Origin of the sequence: Paraburkholderia sp. Cy-641, from assembly GCF_011752945.1 — a bacterium.
Lineage (GTDB): Bacteria > Pseudomonadota > Gammaproteobacteria > Burkholderiales > Burkholderiaceae > Paraburkholderia.
In genome coordinates, this window is the sequence record NZ_VWWM01000031.1 from 1 (window position 1) to 15,218 (window position 15,218).

General features: G+C 66.2%; 18 protein-coding genes. All 18 read left to right on the forward strand.

Going from position 1 to position 15,218, the window contains the following annotated elements; translation table 11 throughout:
- The coding region (locus F3J20_RS18255) for an FAD-dependent oxidoreductase (protein WP_167284126.1) at window positions 1-782 on the forward strand (782 nt) is incomplete at its 5' end.
- Window positions 783-847: 65 nt separating this feature from the next.
- Entirely contained in the window at window positions 848-1,045 is a 198-nt protein-coding gene (thiS, locus tag F3J20_RS18260; RefSeq protein WP_167284127.1) for a sulfur carrier protein ThiS, read from the forward strand.
- 120 nt (window positions 1,046-1,165) lie between these two features.
- A complete protein-coding gene (locus F3J20_RS18265) occupies window positions 1,166-1,981 on the forward strand; it encodes a thiazole synthase (RefSeq protein WP_167045545.1) in 816 nt (271 codons plus the stop codon).
- Window positions 1,978-3,105, forward strand: coding sequence for a thiamine phosphate synthase (thiE, locus tag F3J20_RS18270; RefSeq protein ID WP_167284128.1), 1,128 nt, complete (start codon window positions 1,978-1,980; stop codon window positions 3,103-3,105). The genes F3J20_RS18265 and thiE overlap by 4 nt, the downstream gene beginning before the upstream one ends.
- Window positions 3,106-3,199: 94 nt before the next feature.
- Window positions 3,200-4,021: an ABC transporter ATP-binding protein gene (locus tag F3J20_RS18275; protein ID WP_206000816.1), complete on the forward strand. Its 822-nt coding sequence runs from the start codon at window positions 3,200-3,202 to the stop codon at window positions 4,019-4,021.
- Complete coding sequence (mlaE, locus tag F3J20_RS18280; RefSeq protein ID WP_167045555.1) at window positions 4,018-4,785, forward strand: lipid asymmetry maintenance ABC transporter permease subunit MlaE; 768 nt, start codon at window positions 4,018-4,020, stop codon at window positions 4,783-4,785. Before F3J20_RS18275 ends, mlaE begins: the two co-directional genes overlap by 4 nt.
- A gap of 90 nt (window positions 4,786-4,875) precedes the next feature.
- Window positions 4,876-5,400, forward strand: coding sequence for an outer membrane lipid asymmetry maintenance protein MlaD (gene mlaD, locus F3J20_RS18285; protein ID WP_167045558.1), 525 nt, complete (start codon window positions 4,876-4,878; stop codon window positions 5,398-5,400).
- An 11-nt stretch (window positions 5,401-5,411) separates the two neighbouring features.
- A complete protein-coding gene (locus tag F3J20_RS18290) occupies window positions 5,412-6,410 on the forward strand; it encodes a VacJ family lipoprotein (RefSeq protein ID WP_167045561.1) in 999 nt (332 codons plus the stop codon).
- Between the two features lie 114 nt (window positions 6,411-6,524).
- The gene (locus tag F3J20_RS18295) at window positions 6,525-7,157 is read left to right on the forward strand and encodes an ABC transporter substrate-binding protein (protein WP_167045564.1); all 633 of its coding nucleotides are present in this window, start codon (window positions 6,525-6,527) and stop codon (window positions 7,155-7,157) included.
- On the forward strand, window positions 7,154-7,474 hold the full coding sequence (locus F3J20_RS18300; protein ID WP_167045567.1) for an STAS domain-containing protein: 321 nt from the start codon (window positions 7,154-7,156) through the stop codon (window positions 7,472-7,474). Before F3J20_RS18295 ends, F3J20_RS18300 begins: the two co-directional genes overlap by 4 nt.
- A 189-nt stretch (window positions 7,475-7,663) precedes the next feature.
- Window positions 7,664-8,596 carry an ABC transporter ATP-binding protein gene (locus F3J20_RS18305; RefSeq protein WP_167045570.1) on the forward strand — a complete coding sequence of 311 codons (933 nt, stop codon included), beginning with the start codon at window positions 7,664-7,666 and terminating at the stop codon, window positions 8,594-8,596.
- Window positions 8,593-9,357, forward strand: a complete 765-nt coding sequence (locus tag F3J20_RS18310; protein WP_167045573.1) for an ABC transporter permease — start codon at window positions 8,593-8,595, stop codon at window positions 9,355-9,357. The genes F3J20_RS18305 and F3J20_RS18310 overlap by 4 nt, the downstream gene beginning before the upstream one ends.
- Window positions 9,358-9,372: 15 nt before the next feature.
- Window positions 9,373-9,612 carry a BolA family protein gene (locus tag F3J20_RS18315; RefSeq protein ID WP_167045576.1) on the forward strand — a complete coding sequence of 80 codons (240 nt, stop codon included), beginning with the start codon at window positions 9,373-9,375 and terminating at the stop codon, window positions 9,610-9,612.
- Between the two features lie 111 nt (window positions 9,613-9,723).
- The gene (gene murA, locus F3J20_RS18320; RefSeq protein ID WP_167284175.1) at window positions 9,724-10,986 is read left to right on the forward strand and encodes a UDP-N-acetylglucosamine 1-carboxyvinyltransferase; all 1,263 of its coding nucleotides are present in this window, start codon (window positions 9,724-9,726) and stop codon (window positions 10,984-10,986) included.
- Window positions 10,983-11,684: an ATP phosphoribosyltransferase gene (gene hisG, locus F3J20_RS18325; RefSeq protein WP_167045579.1), complete on the forward strand. Its 702-nt coding sequence runs from the start codon at window positions 10,983-10,985 to the stop codon at window positions 11,682-11,684. Before murA ends, hisG begins: the two co-directional genes overlap by 4 nt.
- A gap of 80 nt (window positions 11,685-11,764) precedes the next feature.
- Window positions 11,765-13,099, forward strand: coding sequence for a histidinol dehydrogenase (hisD, locus tag F3J20_RS18330; protein ID WP_167284130.1), 1,335 nt, complete (start codon window positions 11,765-11,767; stop codon window positions 13,097-13,099).
- Between the two features lie 279 nt (window positions 13,100-13,378).
- A complete protein-coding gene (hisC, locus tag F3J20_RS18335; RefSeq protein WP_167045585.1) occupies window positions 13,379-14,449 on the forward strand; it encodes a histidinol-phosphate transaminase in 1,071 nt (356 codons plus the stop codon).
- 70 nt (window positions 14,450-14,519) lie between these two features.
- Window positions 14,520-15,107: an imidazoleglycerol-phosphate dehydratase HisB gene (gene hisB / locus F3J20_RS18340; RefSeq protein ID WP_167284131.1), complete on the forward strand. Its 588-nt coding sequence runs from the start codon at window positions 14,520-14,522 to the stop codon at window positions 15,105-15,107.
- Window positions 15,108-15,218: the final 111 nt, after the last annotated feature.

The window sequence follows — 15,218 nt, forward strand, 5'->3', positions numbered from 1 at the left end:
CGAATGCGCCGGCCGAACTGCTCGACGGCGGCTTCGTCGCGCTGGCCGGCGCCCAGCTCGGCGCCGCCGAGCCCGCGCTGGCCGGCCGCTTCAACCAGGGCTGGCTGCTGCCGCGCGAAGGCCAGCTCGATAACCGCCAGGTGCTGGCCGCGCTCGCCGCCGGTCTCGCCGAACGCGGCGTGCAGACCCACTGGAATACGCCCGTCGACGAGGCTGCGCTGCCCGAAGCCGGCATCACGATCGACTGCCGTGGTCTCGGCGCGAAGCCGGTGCTGCCGACGCTGCGCGGCATCCGCGGCGAAGTCGCGCGCGTGCATGCGCCGGGTTTGCAGTTGACGCGTCCGGTGCGGCTGCTGCATCCGCGCTATCCGCTCTATATCGCGCCGAAGCAGAACGGCCTCTATGTGATCGGCGCGACCGAGGTCGAAGGCGAGGACATGTCGCCCGTCAGCGTGCGCTCGGCGCTCGAACTGCTGAGCGCGGCGTTTTCGGTGCATCCGGGTTTCGGCGAGGCGCGCATTCTCGAACTCAACTCGCAGTGCCGCCCGACCTTGCCCGATCATCGTCCGGCGCTGCTGTGGGACGGCGCGCGCACGCTGCGCGTGAACGGCCTGTACCGGCACGGCTATATGATCGCGCCCGAAGTCGCCGACGAAGCCGTGCGCTTCGCGAGCGCCTTGCTCGACGGCCGCATCGGCGACCCCGACGCGTTCGCCGGCTGGCGGCGCGAGGCACGCTGGAGCGAGCTTTTCCAGCAGGATTTCATGCGGGAGCCGGCCTGAGCGCCGCGGCCGCCGCGCCGCGCATCGGGCCGTTTTCGCCATCGATTGAACCGTATTCGAGCACCATGGACATTCATATCAATCAGAAGCCGTTGTCGCTGCCCGAGGGCTCGACTGTCGCCGATGCGCTCGCTGCCTATGGCGCGCGTCCGCCGTTCGCGGTCGCGCTCAACGGCGATTTCGTCGCGCGCACCCAGCATGCGGCGCGCGCGCTGCAAGCCGGCGACCGGCTCGACGTCGTGCAACCGGTCGCGGGCGGCTGAGCGCCGGCGCGCCGGCCTGCCGCCGATTCATTACCGGGCCCGTTGCCGCAAACGAGCGCCGGAAACCCCTTGCCGCAAGGCCGTTGCGCAACGTCGCAGCGGCAAACCAGGATGACGCACATGACCTCCCATCAGACCGCCGACGCCCTCACGCTATACGGCCAAACTTTCGCGAGCCGCGTGCTGCTTGGCACCTCGCGCTATCCGTCGCTGCAATCGCTGTCCGATTCGATCGACGCGGCGCGGCCCGGCATGGTCACCGTCGCGCTGCGCCGGCAGATGAACGAGGGCGGCGCCGAAGCCGGCTTCTTCGATCTGCTCAAGCGCCACGCCGTGCCGCTGCTGCCGAACACGGCGGGCTGCCTGACGGTCGGCGAAGTGGTCACGACCGCGCACATGGCGCGCGAAATCTTCGAAACCGACTGGATCAAGCTCGAACTGATCGGCGACGACTACACGCTGCAGCCCGACCCGGTGGGCCTGATCGAGGCCGCCGCGCGGCTCGTCAAGGACGGCTTCAAGGTGCTGCCGTACTGCACCGAAGACCTCGTGATCGGCCGCCGTCTGCTCGACGCCGGTTGCGAGGCGCTGATGCCGTGGGGCGCGCCGATCGGCACCGGCAAGGGCGTGATCAATCCGTACGGGCTACGCGTGCTGCGCGAGCGGTTGCCGGACGTGCCGCTGATCGTCGATGCCGGGCTCGGCGTGCCGTCGCACGCGGCTCAGGTGATGGAGTGGGGCTTCGACGGCGTGCTGCTGAACACGGCCGTGTCGCAGGCGACGCACCCCGACGCGATGGCGCGCGCGTTCGCGCTCGGCGTCGAGGCGGGCCGGCAGGCGTATCTCGCGGGGCCGATGGCCGAGCGCGAAAGCGCGCACGCGAGCACGCCGGTGGTCGGCATGCCGTTCTGGCATCAGGATGGGAGTGCCGCATGACACAGTCCTTGACGTTGAAGGACCGCGATCTGTTCTGGCCGCCCGCCGACGAACTGGTCGAAGCCGCCGAGCGCATCCGCGCGCGTCTCGGCGACTGGCCGCCGACGCACGCGCCGTGGCGCATCTGCCTGACCGCGCCCGATGCGCCGAACGGCGGCGACCTGATCGTGCTTGCCGACGCGCAACGGCACGGCGAGCAGATGGCGCGCTGGCTCACGCAGGGCGCGGGCGTGATCGTCACCGCGGAAAACCGCGCGACGCTGCATCTGGGCGGCGAGAAGTACGGCCTCGAAGGCCATCTGGCGGACGACTGGATTGTCGCGCTCGCTGCGTTCCTCGACTGCGGTTTCGATCCGCACGACGCGCTCGTGCTCGCGCTCGCCTGGCGCGACCGTGACGAAACCCGTGACGAAGCTCGTGACGAGACCCGCGCCGCCGACGCATTCCCATCCGACCTCGCGCGCTTTCCGCGCCTGACCGGCTTGCCGGCCGCGCCGGCGCAGCCGTTTCCGCGCTGCCCGCACAAGCTCGGCCTGTACCCGGTGCTGCCGACCGCGGACTGGGTCGAGCGGGTGGTCGGCCTCGGCGTGAAGACCGTGCAGTTGCGCCGCAAGTCGGCCGAACCCGCCGACGAACTGAAGCGCGAAATCGCCCGCAGCGTGGCGGTGGGACGCGCGCACGACGCCCAGGTGTTCATCAACGATCACTGGCAGGCCGCCATCGAGGCCGGTGCGTACGGCGTGCATCTCGGCCAGGAAGACGTGCATACCGCTGATCTGTCCGCGATTGCGGCGGCTGGCGTCCGGCTTGGTCTGTCGACGCACGGTTTTTATGAGACGCTGAAGGCGCTGCACTTCCGTCCGAGTTACATTGCACTGGGCGCGGTGTTTCCGACCGCGACCAAGGTGGTGCCGACCGCGCCGCAGGGCTTGCGGCGTTTGGCACGCTACGTGCGGCTGCTCGACGGCGTGGTGCCGCTCGTCGCGATCGGCGGGATCGATCTGCAGGTGCTGCCCGACGTGCTGGCAACCGGCGTCGGCTGCGCCGCGGTGGTGCGCGCAGTGACCGATGCGGCCGATCCGGCTGCCGCGGTTTCTGCGTTGCAACACGTGTTTACGCAATAATCCTCAGGCATAGTCAATGGACGGGGCACCTCACGGCAGCTTTTGCATGATGGCCCTATAATTCGGCCTTCCGTGTAAAAGGATTGTCAGCTTGGTGCCTTCCTCCCGCGAGCCCCTACTCGAACTGCGCGACGTCGACTTCGGTTACGGCGACCGGCTCGTCCTGTCGAATCTGAACCTGCGCTTCCGTCGCGGGCAGGTCGTCGCGGTCATGGGCGGCTCCGGTTGCGGCAAGACCACGGTGCTGCGCCTGATCGGCGGCCTCGTGCGCGCGCAGCGCGGCGAGGTGCTGTTCCACGGCCAGGACCTCGGCCGGCAGACGCGCGAAGGCCTTTACGCGCTGCGCCGCAAAATGGGCATGCTGTTCCAGTTCGGCGCGTTGTTTACCGACATGTCGGTGTTCGAAAACGTTGCCTTCTCGCTGCGCGAGCACACCGATCTCCCCGAAGAACTGCTGCGCGACCTCGTGCTGATGAAGCTCAACGCGGTGGGCTTGCGCGGCGCGCGCGATCTGCTGCCCTCGGAGATTTCGGGCGGCATGGCGCGCCGCGTGGCGCTCGCGCGCGCCATCGCGCTCGACCCCGAACTGATGATGTACGACGAGCCGTTCGCCGGCCTCGATCCGATCTCGCTCGGCATCACCGCGAACCTGATCCGCACGCTCAATCAGGCGCTCGGCGCCACCTCGATTCTCGTCACGCACGACGTGCCCGAATCGTTCGCCATCGCGGATTACGTCTACTTTCTCGCCAACGGCGGGGTGCTCGCCGAGGGCACCCCGGACGAACTGCGCGCCTCGACCGATCCGACCGTGCGGCAGTTCATCGACGGCGCGCCGGACGGCCCGTTCAAATTCCACTATCCGGCCCAGACGCCGCTCGCGGCGGACTTCGGCATCGGCGGAGGCCAGTCATGATCAGTGCGCTCGGTCGCTCGGTGATCAGCGGGCTCGGCACGGCCGGTTACGCGACGCGCTTCTTCCTGCGCCTCGTGCTCGAGTTTTTCCCGCTGCTGCGCCGGCCGCGTCTTGTCACGAAGCAGATCCACTTCGTCGGTAATTATTCGCTCGTGATCATCGCCGTGTCGGGGCTCTTCGTCGGCTTCGTGCTCGGCCTGCAGGGCTACTACACGCTCAACCGCTATGGCTCCGAGCAGGCGCTCGGCTTGCTCGTCGCGCTGTCGCTCGTGCGCGAACTCGGGCCGGTGGTCACGGCGCTGCTGTTCGCGGGCCGCGCGGGCACTTCGCTCACGGCCGAGATCGGCCTCATGAAGGCGGGCGAGCAGCTGACCGCGATGGAAATGATGGCCGTCGATCCGGTCAAGGTCGTGGTCGCGCCGCGCCTGTGGGCGGGCATTATCTCGATGCCGATCCTCGCCGCGATTTTCAGCGCGGTCGGTATTCTGGGCGGTTACGTGGTGGGCGTGCTGCTGATCGGCGTCGATGCCGGCGCGTTCTGGTCGCAGATGCAGGGGGGCGTCGACGTGTGGCGCGATGTCGGCGCCGGGGTTGTCAAGAGCGTGGTGTTCGGCCTTGCGGTGACGTTCGTCGCGCTGTTTCAGGGCTACGAAGCGAAGCCGACGCCGGAAGGCGTGTCGCGCGCGACGACCCGCACGGTCGTGTACGCGTCGCTCGCGGTGCTCGGGCTCGATTTTCTGCTGACCGCACTGATGTTCAGCTAAAGACCGCGCCGCACACCGGCTACCGGCGGCGCATCGTGCGCCGCGCGCGACGGGGTGCCGATGGCGTGGCGGATTCACTTTGGGATGACGATGAAAAAGACTGCTCTCGACTTCTGGGTCGGCCTGTTCGTGGTGCTGGGTTTCGTGGCGCTGCTGTTTCTCGCGCTGAAGGCCGGCAACATGAGCTCGTTGTCGTTCCAGGCAACGTATCCGGTCAAACTCAAGTTCGACAACATCGGCGGGCTGAAGGCGCGCGCGCCGGTGAAGAGCGCCGGCGTGACGGTCGGCCGGGTCGCCTCGATCGGCTTCGACAGCAATGCCTACCAGGCGCTCGTCACGATCGATATCGACAAGCAATACCAGTTTCCGAAAGATACTTCGGCGAAGATACTGACTTCGGGCCTGCTCGGCGAGCAGTACATCGGGCTCGAACCGGGCGGCGACACGGAAATGCTGAAGGCTGGCGATACGATCTCGATGACGCAATCGGCGATCGTGCTCGAAAACCTGATCGGCCAGTTCCTCTACAGCAAGGCGGCGGATTCCGGCGCCTCGAAGCCCGCGGGCGGGGCGAATGCGCCGGCGGCGCCTGCTGCTGGCGCCGCCAGCCAATAAGGAGAACAAGAATGCAAACCACACGTTCGGCGCGCGTGCGCGTCTTCCAGTTAGGCAAGGTGGCGGTGGCCGCGGCGCTCGTCACCGGCTGCACGACCGTGCAGACGCCGACCAAGGGCGATCCGTTCGAAGGCCTGAACCGCACGGTGTTCACCGTCAACGACAAGATCGACCAGTACGCGCTGAAGCCGGTCGCGCAGGGCTATGTCTGGGCGACGCCGCAGCCGGTGCGCGACAGCGTGACGAACTTCTTCTCGAATATCGGCGACGTCTACATCGCGGCGAACAACCTGCTGCAGTTGCGCATCGCCGACGGCGTGTCGGACATCATGCGCATCGTAATCAATACGGTGTTCGGTGTCGGCGGCCTGTTCGACGTCGCGACGCTTGCGAAGCTGCCCAAGCACGACAACGACCTCGGTCTGACGCTCGGCCACTACGGCGTGCCGGCGGGCCCGTATCTCGTGCTGCCGCTGTTCGGCCCGAGCACGGTGCGCGACGCGGTCGGCTCGATCGGCAACTACTACGTGAACCCGATCAGCTACGTCAGTCCGTCGGGCCTGAGCTGGGCCCTGTGGGGCCTGAACATCGTCAATACGCGTGCGAACCTGCTCGGCGCGAGCAACCTGCTGGAAGGCGCGGCGCTCGACAAATACTCGTTCGTGCGCAACGCGTATCTGCAGCGCCGTCAGTATCTGCTGTCGGACAACCGCCGGCGCCCGCAGGACCTGCCGAGCTATGACGAGGAAGCGCCGCTGCCGAAGTACGACGAAGGCGAGACGGGCGCGGCCGGTGCGGCAGGCGCCGCCGCGGGCACGCAAGGTGTTGCCGCCAAGGCGGCGCCGGCATCGGGCGTGGCTGCGACTGCGCAGGGCGCGTCGGCGCCCGAGGCGGCCTCGGGCACCGCCACTCCGCCGCTCGATGTGAACGGCGGTCCCGAAACGCAGATTCCGGCGGGTCAACTGGTGCCGCCCACGCGTTTCAACTTCCCGTCCTTCAAGCTGCATTGAGCGCGCGCCGGTAACAGATCGATACGACTCTCGCAGTTTGCGCATGGATTGCTGTCGAACTCGCGTGGTAAGGTCGGCTCAAACCGTTGCACTATTTTTGAGGTAAGGCTCGATATGAAAAAATTCTTCCTGATTCCCCTGTTTGCCGCGTTGTTTTCGTTCGTCAGCGCAGGCGCATCGGCACAAACCGCCGACACCAGCGCGCCGGATACGCTGATCAAGACCGTGACCCAGCAGGTGGTCGACGCGGTGCGCAACGACAAGTCGATCCAGCAGGGCGACATCTCGCACATCACGGCGCTCGTCAACGAAAAGATCCTGCCGTACACCGATTTTCGCCGCACTACGCAGCTCGCGATGGGCCGCAACTGGCGCACCGCGACGCCCGAGCAGCAGAACCAGGTGGTCGAGCAGTTCAAGATGCTGCTGATCCGCACCTACTCGGGCGCGCTCGCGCAGGTGAAGGACCAGCAGATCCAGTACAAGCCGTTCCGCATGAACCCGGACGACACCGATACGGTGGTGCGCTCGGTCGTGATGAACAACGGCCAGCCGATCGAGCTCGACTACCGCCTGTACAAGACGCCGCAAGGCTGGCGCGTGTATGACATCAACGTGCTCGGCGCATGGCTGATCCAGGCGTATCAGCAGCAGTTCAACGAGCAGATCCAGCAGAAGGGCGTGGACGGGCTGATCCAGTTCCTCACGCAGCGCAACCAGCAACTCGCCTCAGGCAAGCAGTCGTGAGCGAAGTGCTGAGTCCGGTCGCGAACCGCTTCGAGTGCGGCGCGACGCTGACCCACGCGAGTGCGAAGGCCGCGCTCGCGGCGGGTCTGCAACGCATCGCGGCGGGCGCGGGCGGCGTCGATTGCGCGCCGCTCACGCAGTTCGATTCGGCGGCACTCGCCGTGCTGCTCGCGTGGGTGCGCGCGAGCGCGGCGCGCGGCCTCAAGTTTGAAATCGTCAATCTGCCGGCGGGTCTCGCCAGCCTCGCGCGCGCCTACGGCGTCGACACGCTTCTTGCTCCCGCCGCATCCGGCGCGGTTGCGTCGGCGCGACATTGACGCTCCACTGGCGTCGTCTCCAATCCTTCCTGTCGGGCCGGGCTTAGGGCTTTTTGCCCTATAATCAAACGTTTTTTGGGGCGCTGAATTGGCCCTGAATCGGCCCCGGTTCCGTTTCTTCCAGCATTTGCTCGCCCCCACGCTCCGTCGGGGCTACTTCAGGCGCCGCCACGCACGCGGCCCATAGTCATGTCAGCCATAGAAATTCGTAACGTCAAGAAGCGCTACAAGGACTTACAGGCGCTCAAGGGCGTCAGCCTCACGGTCGAAGAAGGCGAGTTCTTCGGACTGCTCGGTCCGAACGGCGCGGGCAAGACGACGCTCATCAGCATTCTCGCGGGTCTCGCGCGCGCCGACGAAGGCAGCATCGCGGTGCGCGGTCACGATGTCGTCGGCGATTTCCGCGACGCGCGCCGCGCGCTCGGCGTGGTGCCGCAGGAACTCGTGTTCGACCCGTTCTTCACCGTGCGCGAAACCTTGCGCATCCAGTCCGGCTACTACGGTCTGCGCAACAACGACGCGTGGATCGACGAGATCATGGCCAATCTCGATCTCACCGAGAAAGCCGACGCCAACATGCGCGCGCTGTCCGGCGGCATGAAGCGGCGTGTGCTGGTCGCCCAGGCGCTCGTGCACCGTCCGCCCGTCATCGTGCTCGACGAGCCGACCGCGGGTGTCGACGTCGAATTGCGCCAGACTCTGTGGAAATTCATTTCGCGCCTGAATCGCGAGGGTCACACGATCGTGCTGACCACGCACTATCTGGAAGAAGCCGAATCGCTGTGCGACCGCATCGCGATGCTGCGCCGCGGCGAGGTCGTCGCGCTCGATCGCACGAGCACGCTGCTGCAGCGCTTCGCCGGCATGCAGCTGTTCGTGCGCTTCGCACAGGGCGTGCTGCCCGCCGAGCTGCGTCCGCTCGAAGCGGAAAGCAGCGCAACCAGCGGCAACGGCCGCCAGCATCTGCTGCGTCTGGCGAGCTACGACGACGTCGAGCGCATCCTCGCGCAGTGCCGCGCGGCCGGTTGTACATTCGAAGAGATCGAGGTCCGCAAGGCCGACCTCGAAGACGTATTCGTTCAGGTGATGAACGGTCCGGAAGTGATCGAGGGGCTCGCATGAGCGGCTACAGTGGATTCAGCACGCTGTTTTACAAAGAACTGCTGCGTTTCTGGAAGGTGTCGTTCCAGACCGTGCTCGCGCCGGTCATCACGGCGCTGCTTTATCTGACCATCTTCGGCCACGCGCTGCGCGGCCACGTGCAGGTTTATCCCGGTGTCGAATACACGAGCTTCCTGATTCCGGGCCTCGTGATGATGAGCGTGCTGCAGAACGCGTTCGCGAACAGTTCTTCCTCGCTGATTCAGTCGAAGATCACCGGCAACCTCGTGTTCGTGCTGCTGCCGCCGCTGTCGCACTACGAGATGTTCGCGGCCTACGTGCTTGCCGCCGTCGCGCGCGGTCTGTGCGTCGGCTTCGGCGTGTTCATCGTGACGATCTGGTTCGTGCCGCTCAGCTTCAGCGCGCCGCTCTACATCATCGTGTTCGCGATGTTCGGCGCGGGGATTCTCGGCACGCTGGGCCTGATCGCCGGCATCTGGGCCGAGAAGTTCGACCAGCTCGCCGCGTTCCAGAACTTCCTCATCATGCCGCTCACGTTCCTCTCGGGCGTGTTCTATTCGACGCATACGCTGCCGCCCGTGTGGCGCGAAGTGTCGCGGCTCAATCCGTTTTTCTACATGATCGACGGCTTTCGCTATGGCTTTTTCGGCGTGTCGGACATCGACCCGCTCGTGAGCCTTGCGATCGTCGCCGGTTTCTTCGTGGTGCTGGCGGTCGTGGCGATGCGCATGCTCGCCACCGGCTACAAGCTGCGCCACTGACGAGGAGCATCTCTCATGTTGCCGACTCCCGAACAGGTCAAGCAATACATAGCGGCTGGGCTCGCGTGCGAGCATCTCGAAGTCCAAGGCGACGGTCAGCATTTCTTTGCGACGATCGTCTCGCCGAGCTTCGAAGGCAAGCGCCTGATCCAGCGCCATCAACTCGTGTATGCGGCGCTCGGCGACCGCATGCGCGAAGAAATCCACGCGCTCAGCATGAAGACGCTGACGCCCGCCGAATGGCAGAACGCGTAATCTGGAAATTCAGTGCGAATCACACAGGAAGGGCGCGACGCCGCGAGCGGCGCGCCGAACACAGTCAAGGCAGGTCCGGGCGCGAACCGGGCCGATCAGGAGCCGACAGGCATGGATAAACTCGTCATTGAAGGTGGTCACCCGCTCTCCGGTGAAGTTGTCGTCTCGGGGGCGAAGAACGCGGCATTGCCGATCCTGTGCGCGGGTCTCCTGAGCGCCGAGCCGGTGCATCTGGAGAACGTGCCCGATCTGCAGGACGTGCGCACGATGCTCAAGCTGCTCGGCCAGATGGGCGTGCGTATCGAGGCGGGCGAGGGCCGCGTGGCGCTCGACGCGTCGAAGGTCGACAACCTCGTCGCGCCGTACGAGATGGTGAAGACGATGCGTGCGTCGATCCTCGTGCTCGGTCCGCTCGTCGCGCGCTTCGGTCATGCGCGCGTGTCGCTGCCGGGCGGCTGCGCGATCGGCGCGCGGCCGGTCGACCAGCACATCAAGGGCCTGCAGGCGATGGGCGCCGAGATCACGATCGAGCATGGCTTCATCGAAGCGCGTGCGAAGCGTCTGAAGGGCGCGCGCATCGTCACCGACATGATTACCGTGACCGGCACCGAGAACCTGCTGATGGCGGCGGTGCTCGCCGAAGGCGAGACGGTCATCGAGAATGCCGCGCGCGAACCCGAAGTGGTCGACCTCGCGCATCTGCTTGTCGCGATGGGCGCGAAGATCGAGGGCATCGGCACCGACCGTCTCGTGATCCAGGGCGTCGACAAGCTGCACGGCGCGCAGCACGCGGTGATTCCGGACCGCATCGAAGCGGGCACGTTCCTGTGCGCGGTCGCGGCGGCCGGCGGCGACGTCACGCTGCGCAAGATGCGTCCGCTGCTGCTCGAAGCCGTTACCGAGAAGCTGCGCGAAGCGGGCGTCACGGTCGAGGAAGGTGACGACTGGATGCGCGTGCGCATGGACCGGCGCCCGAGCGCGGTTACGTTCCGCACGTCCGAATACCCGGCGTTTCCGACTGACATGCAGGCGCAGTTCATGGCGCTCAACGCGATCGCCGACGGCACCTCGCAGGTCGTCGAGACGATCTTCGAGAACCGCTTCATGCACGTGCAGGAGCTGAACCGCCTCGGCGCCAGCATCACGATCGACGGCAACACCGCACTCGTGAACGGCGTCGCGAAGCTGTCCGGCGCGAAGGTGATGGCGACCGATCTGCGCGCGTCCGCGAGTCTCGTGATCGCCGCGCTGCGCGCCGAGGGCGAGACGCTGATCGACCGCATCTATCACCTCGATCGCGGCTACGACCGCATGGAAGCGAAGCTCAACGCAATCGGCGCGAAGGTGCGCCGCGTGTCCGGGAGCGCAGCATGAGTTCGATGCCGCAAACGTCGTCGTCGCCGGCGGTGAGCGCGCCGCTCACGCTCGCGTTGTCGAAAGGGCGTATCTTCGAGGAAACGCTGCCGTTGCTCGCGGCGGCCGGCATCGAAGTCGCGGAAGACCCGGAAACCTCGCGCAAGCTGATCCTGCCGACCACCGACGCGAACCTGCGCGTGATCATCGTGCGCGCGACCGACGTGCCGACCTATGTCGAGTACGGCGCGGCCGACTTCGGCGTGGCCGGCAAGGACGTGCTGCTCGAACATGGCGGCAGCGGCCTGTATCAGCCGATCGATCTCGACATCGCGCGTTGCCGCATGTCGGTCGCGGTCGCGGCCGGTTTCGATTACGCGAGCGTGGTGCGTCAGGGCGCGCGTCTGCGTGTCGCGACCAAGTACGTGGAAACCGCACGTGAGCATTTTGCTGCCAAGGGCGTGCACGTCGACCTGATCAAGCTGTACGGTTCGATGGAACTGGCGCCGCTGGTCGGCCTCGCCGACGCGATCGTCGACCTGGTCAGCTCAGGCAATACGCTGCGCGCGAACAATCTTGTCGAGGTGGAAGAGATCATGCAGATTTCGTCGCGCCTCGTCGTGAACCAGGCGGCGCTGAAGCTCAAACGCGCCGCATTGCGGCCGATTCTCGACGCGTTTGCCAAGGCATCGTCGAAAGCCGGCGCCCCGGCGGCCTGAGCGTCGGCACCCGGCGCTGGTACTCTGCCCGGCACTCTGACTACGCTGCGACCGAGCGCCTTACCGAAACGGATACCTGTATGTCTACCAAGATTCGCAAACTCGATTCCACCGCGCCCGACTTCCAGAAGTCGCTGCACGCGGTGCTCGCGTTCGAGGCGAGCGAAGACGACGCCATCGAGCGCTCGGTCGCGCAGATTCTGAACGACGTGAAGGCGCGCGGCGACGAGGCGGTGCTCGAGTACACGAACCGTTTCGACCGGCTCGATGCGCAGAGCGTGGCCGCGCTCGAACTGCCGATGTCGGAGCTCGAAGCGGCGCTCGAAAGCCTCGAACCGAAGCGGCGCGCGTCGCTCGAAGCGGCGGCGGCGCGCGTGCGCGGCTATCACGAGAAGCAGAGGATCGAGTGCGGCAGCCATAGCTGGCAGTACACCGAGGCCGACGGCACGGTGCTCGGCCAGAAGGTTACGCCGCTCGATCGCGCGGGCATCTACGTGCCGGGCGGCAAGGCGGCGTATCCGTCGTCGGTGCTGATGAACGCGATTCCGGCCCGCGTGGCCGGCGTGCGCGAAATCGTCATGGTCGTGCCGACGCCGGACGGCGTGAAGAATCCGCTCGTGCTGGCGGCAGCGCTGCTCGGCGGCGTCGATCGCGTGTTCACGATCGGCGGCGCGCAGGCGGTCGGCGCGCTCGCGTACGGCACGCAGACGGTGCCCGCGGTCGACAAGATCTGCGGCCCCGGCAACGCGTACGTCGCCTCGGCGAAGCGGCGCGTGTTCGGCACGGTCGGCATCGACATGATCGCGGGGCCCTCGGAAATTCTCGTGCTGTGCGACGGTACGACGGACCCGCGCTGGGTCGCGATGGACCTGTTCTCGCAAGCCGAGCACGACGAACTCGCGCAGTCGATCCTGCTGTGCCCGGACGACGCGTTCATCGCGCGTGTGAAGGAAGCGATCGACGAACTGCTGCCGGCCATGCCGCGCCACGAAGTGATCCGCACGTCGCTCGAAAATCGCGGCGCGCTGATCAAGGTGCGCGATATGGCCGAAGCCTGCGCGATCGCCAACGATATCGCGCCCGAGCACCTCGAAATCTCGGCGCTGGAGCCGCATCAATGGGCGCAGCAGATTCGCCACGCGGGCGCGATCTTCCTTGGCCGCTACACGAGCGAGAGCCTCGGCGACTACTGCGCGGGGCCGAACCACGTGTTGCCGACTTCGCGCACCGCGCGGTTCTCGTCGCCGCTCGGCGTTTATGATTTCTTCAAGCGTTCGAGCCTGATCGAAGTCAGCGCGGAAGGCGCGCAGACGCTCGGCGAGATCGCCGCCGAACTCGCCTACGGCGAAGGCCTGCAAGCGCATGCGCGCAGCGCCGAATACCGGATGCGGCACAACAACAACGAACGCGGCTGAGGCGGATGACAGACAACGGCGGCGCGCGGCAAAGCTGATCCCAAGGCGGCAGGCGCGGAAGCAACGGCAAGAGGCAGGGCGGCAGCCGCACGAAGCGGGGCCCGCTGTCGAGTCCCGGCGATCCTTGCCGATGCTCCCGTTGTTTCCGGTGCCAACCCGCCGCGTTCAGCGACGGATCGCCCGCACTCAAGCGTTCAATAACGACAATAGAGACCAACCAGCGCGGCCCTGCGCCGCCGATGCCGGGCCGGCATTTCCCCACGGCCCGGGCCACGAACTATGACGACACCTCACGACCTCATCCGCAGCGACGTGCTCGCAATGACGAGCTACCCGGTTCCGGACGCGACCGGCTTCATCAAGCTCGACGCCATGGAAAATCCGTTTCCGCTGCCGCCGGAACTGGCCGCGCATCTCGGCGCGCATCTCGCCGGCGTCGCGCTGAACCGCTATCCGGCACCGCGCCCGGAAGCGCTGATCGAGCGCATCCGTCACGTGATGGGCGTGCCGGCCGGCTGCGATGTGCTGCTCGGCAACGGCTCGGATGAAATCATCAGCATCATCTCGGTCGCGTGCGCGCGGCCCGGCGCGAAGGTGCTCGCGCCGGTGCCCGGTTTCGTCATGTATCAGATGTCGGCGAAGCTGGCGAATCTCGAATTCGTCGGCGTGCCGCTCAAGCCCGACTTCACGCTCGACACCGACGCGATGCTCGCGGCGCTTGCCGAGCATAAGCCGGCGGTGGTCTATCTCGCGTATCCGAACAACCCGACCGGCACGCTTTTCGATGACGCCGACATGGAGCGCATCATCGCCGCGGCGCAGGGCAGCCTCGTCGTGATCGACGAGGCGTATCAGCCGTTCGCGCAGAAAAGCTGGCTGCCGCGCGCCGACCAGTTCGACAACGTCGTCGTGATGCGCACGGTGTCGAAGCTCGGTCTCGCGGGTATCCGCCTCGGCTATCTGGTCGGCAAGCCCGCGTGGCTGACCGAATTCGACAAGGTGCGCCCGCCGTACAACATCAACGTGCTGACGCAAGCCGCCGCCGGTTTCCTGCTCGATCACGTCGGTGTGCTCGATGCGCAGGCCGCGCAATTGCGCGAAGAGCGCACGAAACTCGCGCAGGCGGTAGCTGCGCTGCCGGGCGCCGAGGTGTTCCCGAGCGCGGGCAACTTCCTGCTCGTGCGCGTGCCCGATGCGTCCGTGCTGTTCGAAACGCTGCTCACGGCGCGGGTTCTGATCAAAAACGTGAGTAAAATGCATGCATTGCTGGCGAATTGCGTGCGTTTGACCGTCGGGTCTCCCGAGGAAAACGCCCAGTTGCTCGCCGGACTGAAGCTCGTGCTGCGCTGATCGGCAGCCCGGCTCGCCTTTTTTCCACCCCACATCATTAGCGCTTTCTAGCGAGATTCGAGGAATTACCATGCGCCTTGCGGAAGTCGTTCGCAACACCAGCGAAACGCAGATCCGTGTGAAGATCAATCTGGACGGCACCGGTCAGCAGAGGCTGGCCACCGGCGTGCCGTTTCTGGACCACATGCTCGACCAGATCGCCCGCCACGGTCTGTTCGACCTCGAGATCGAGGCGCATGGCGACCTGCATATCGACGACCACCATACGGTCGAAGACACCGGCATTACATTGGGTCAGGCCGTCGCGAAGGCGATCGGCGACCGCAAGGGCATCCGCCGCTACGGTCATTCCTACGTGCCGCTCGACGAAGCGCTGTCGCGTGTCGTGATCGATTTTTCCGGCCGTCCGGGCCTCGAATTTCATGTGCCGTTCACGCGGGCGCGCATCGGCACGTTCGACGTCGATCTGTCGATCGAATTCTTCCGCGGCTTCGTGAACCATGCCGGCGTGACGCTGCACATCGACAATCTGCGCGGCATCAACGCGCATCATCAGCTCGAAACGGTGTTCAAGGCATTCGGCCGCGCGCTGCGCATGGCCGTCGAGCTCGACGAACGCGCCGCAGGGCAGATTCCGTCGACCAAGGGCAGCCTCTAACAGGTTTCATCGCCTCCAACGTCTTTAGGCCATTCACCTTCGAGCGATTTCCTCAAGCGATTCATCGGGCAGGAGCGCGCGAGCCGGTATGTCGTTCGACGCCGCGCAGCC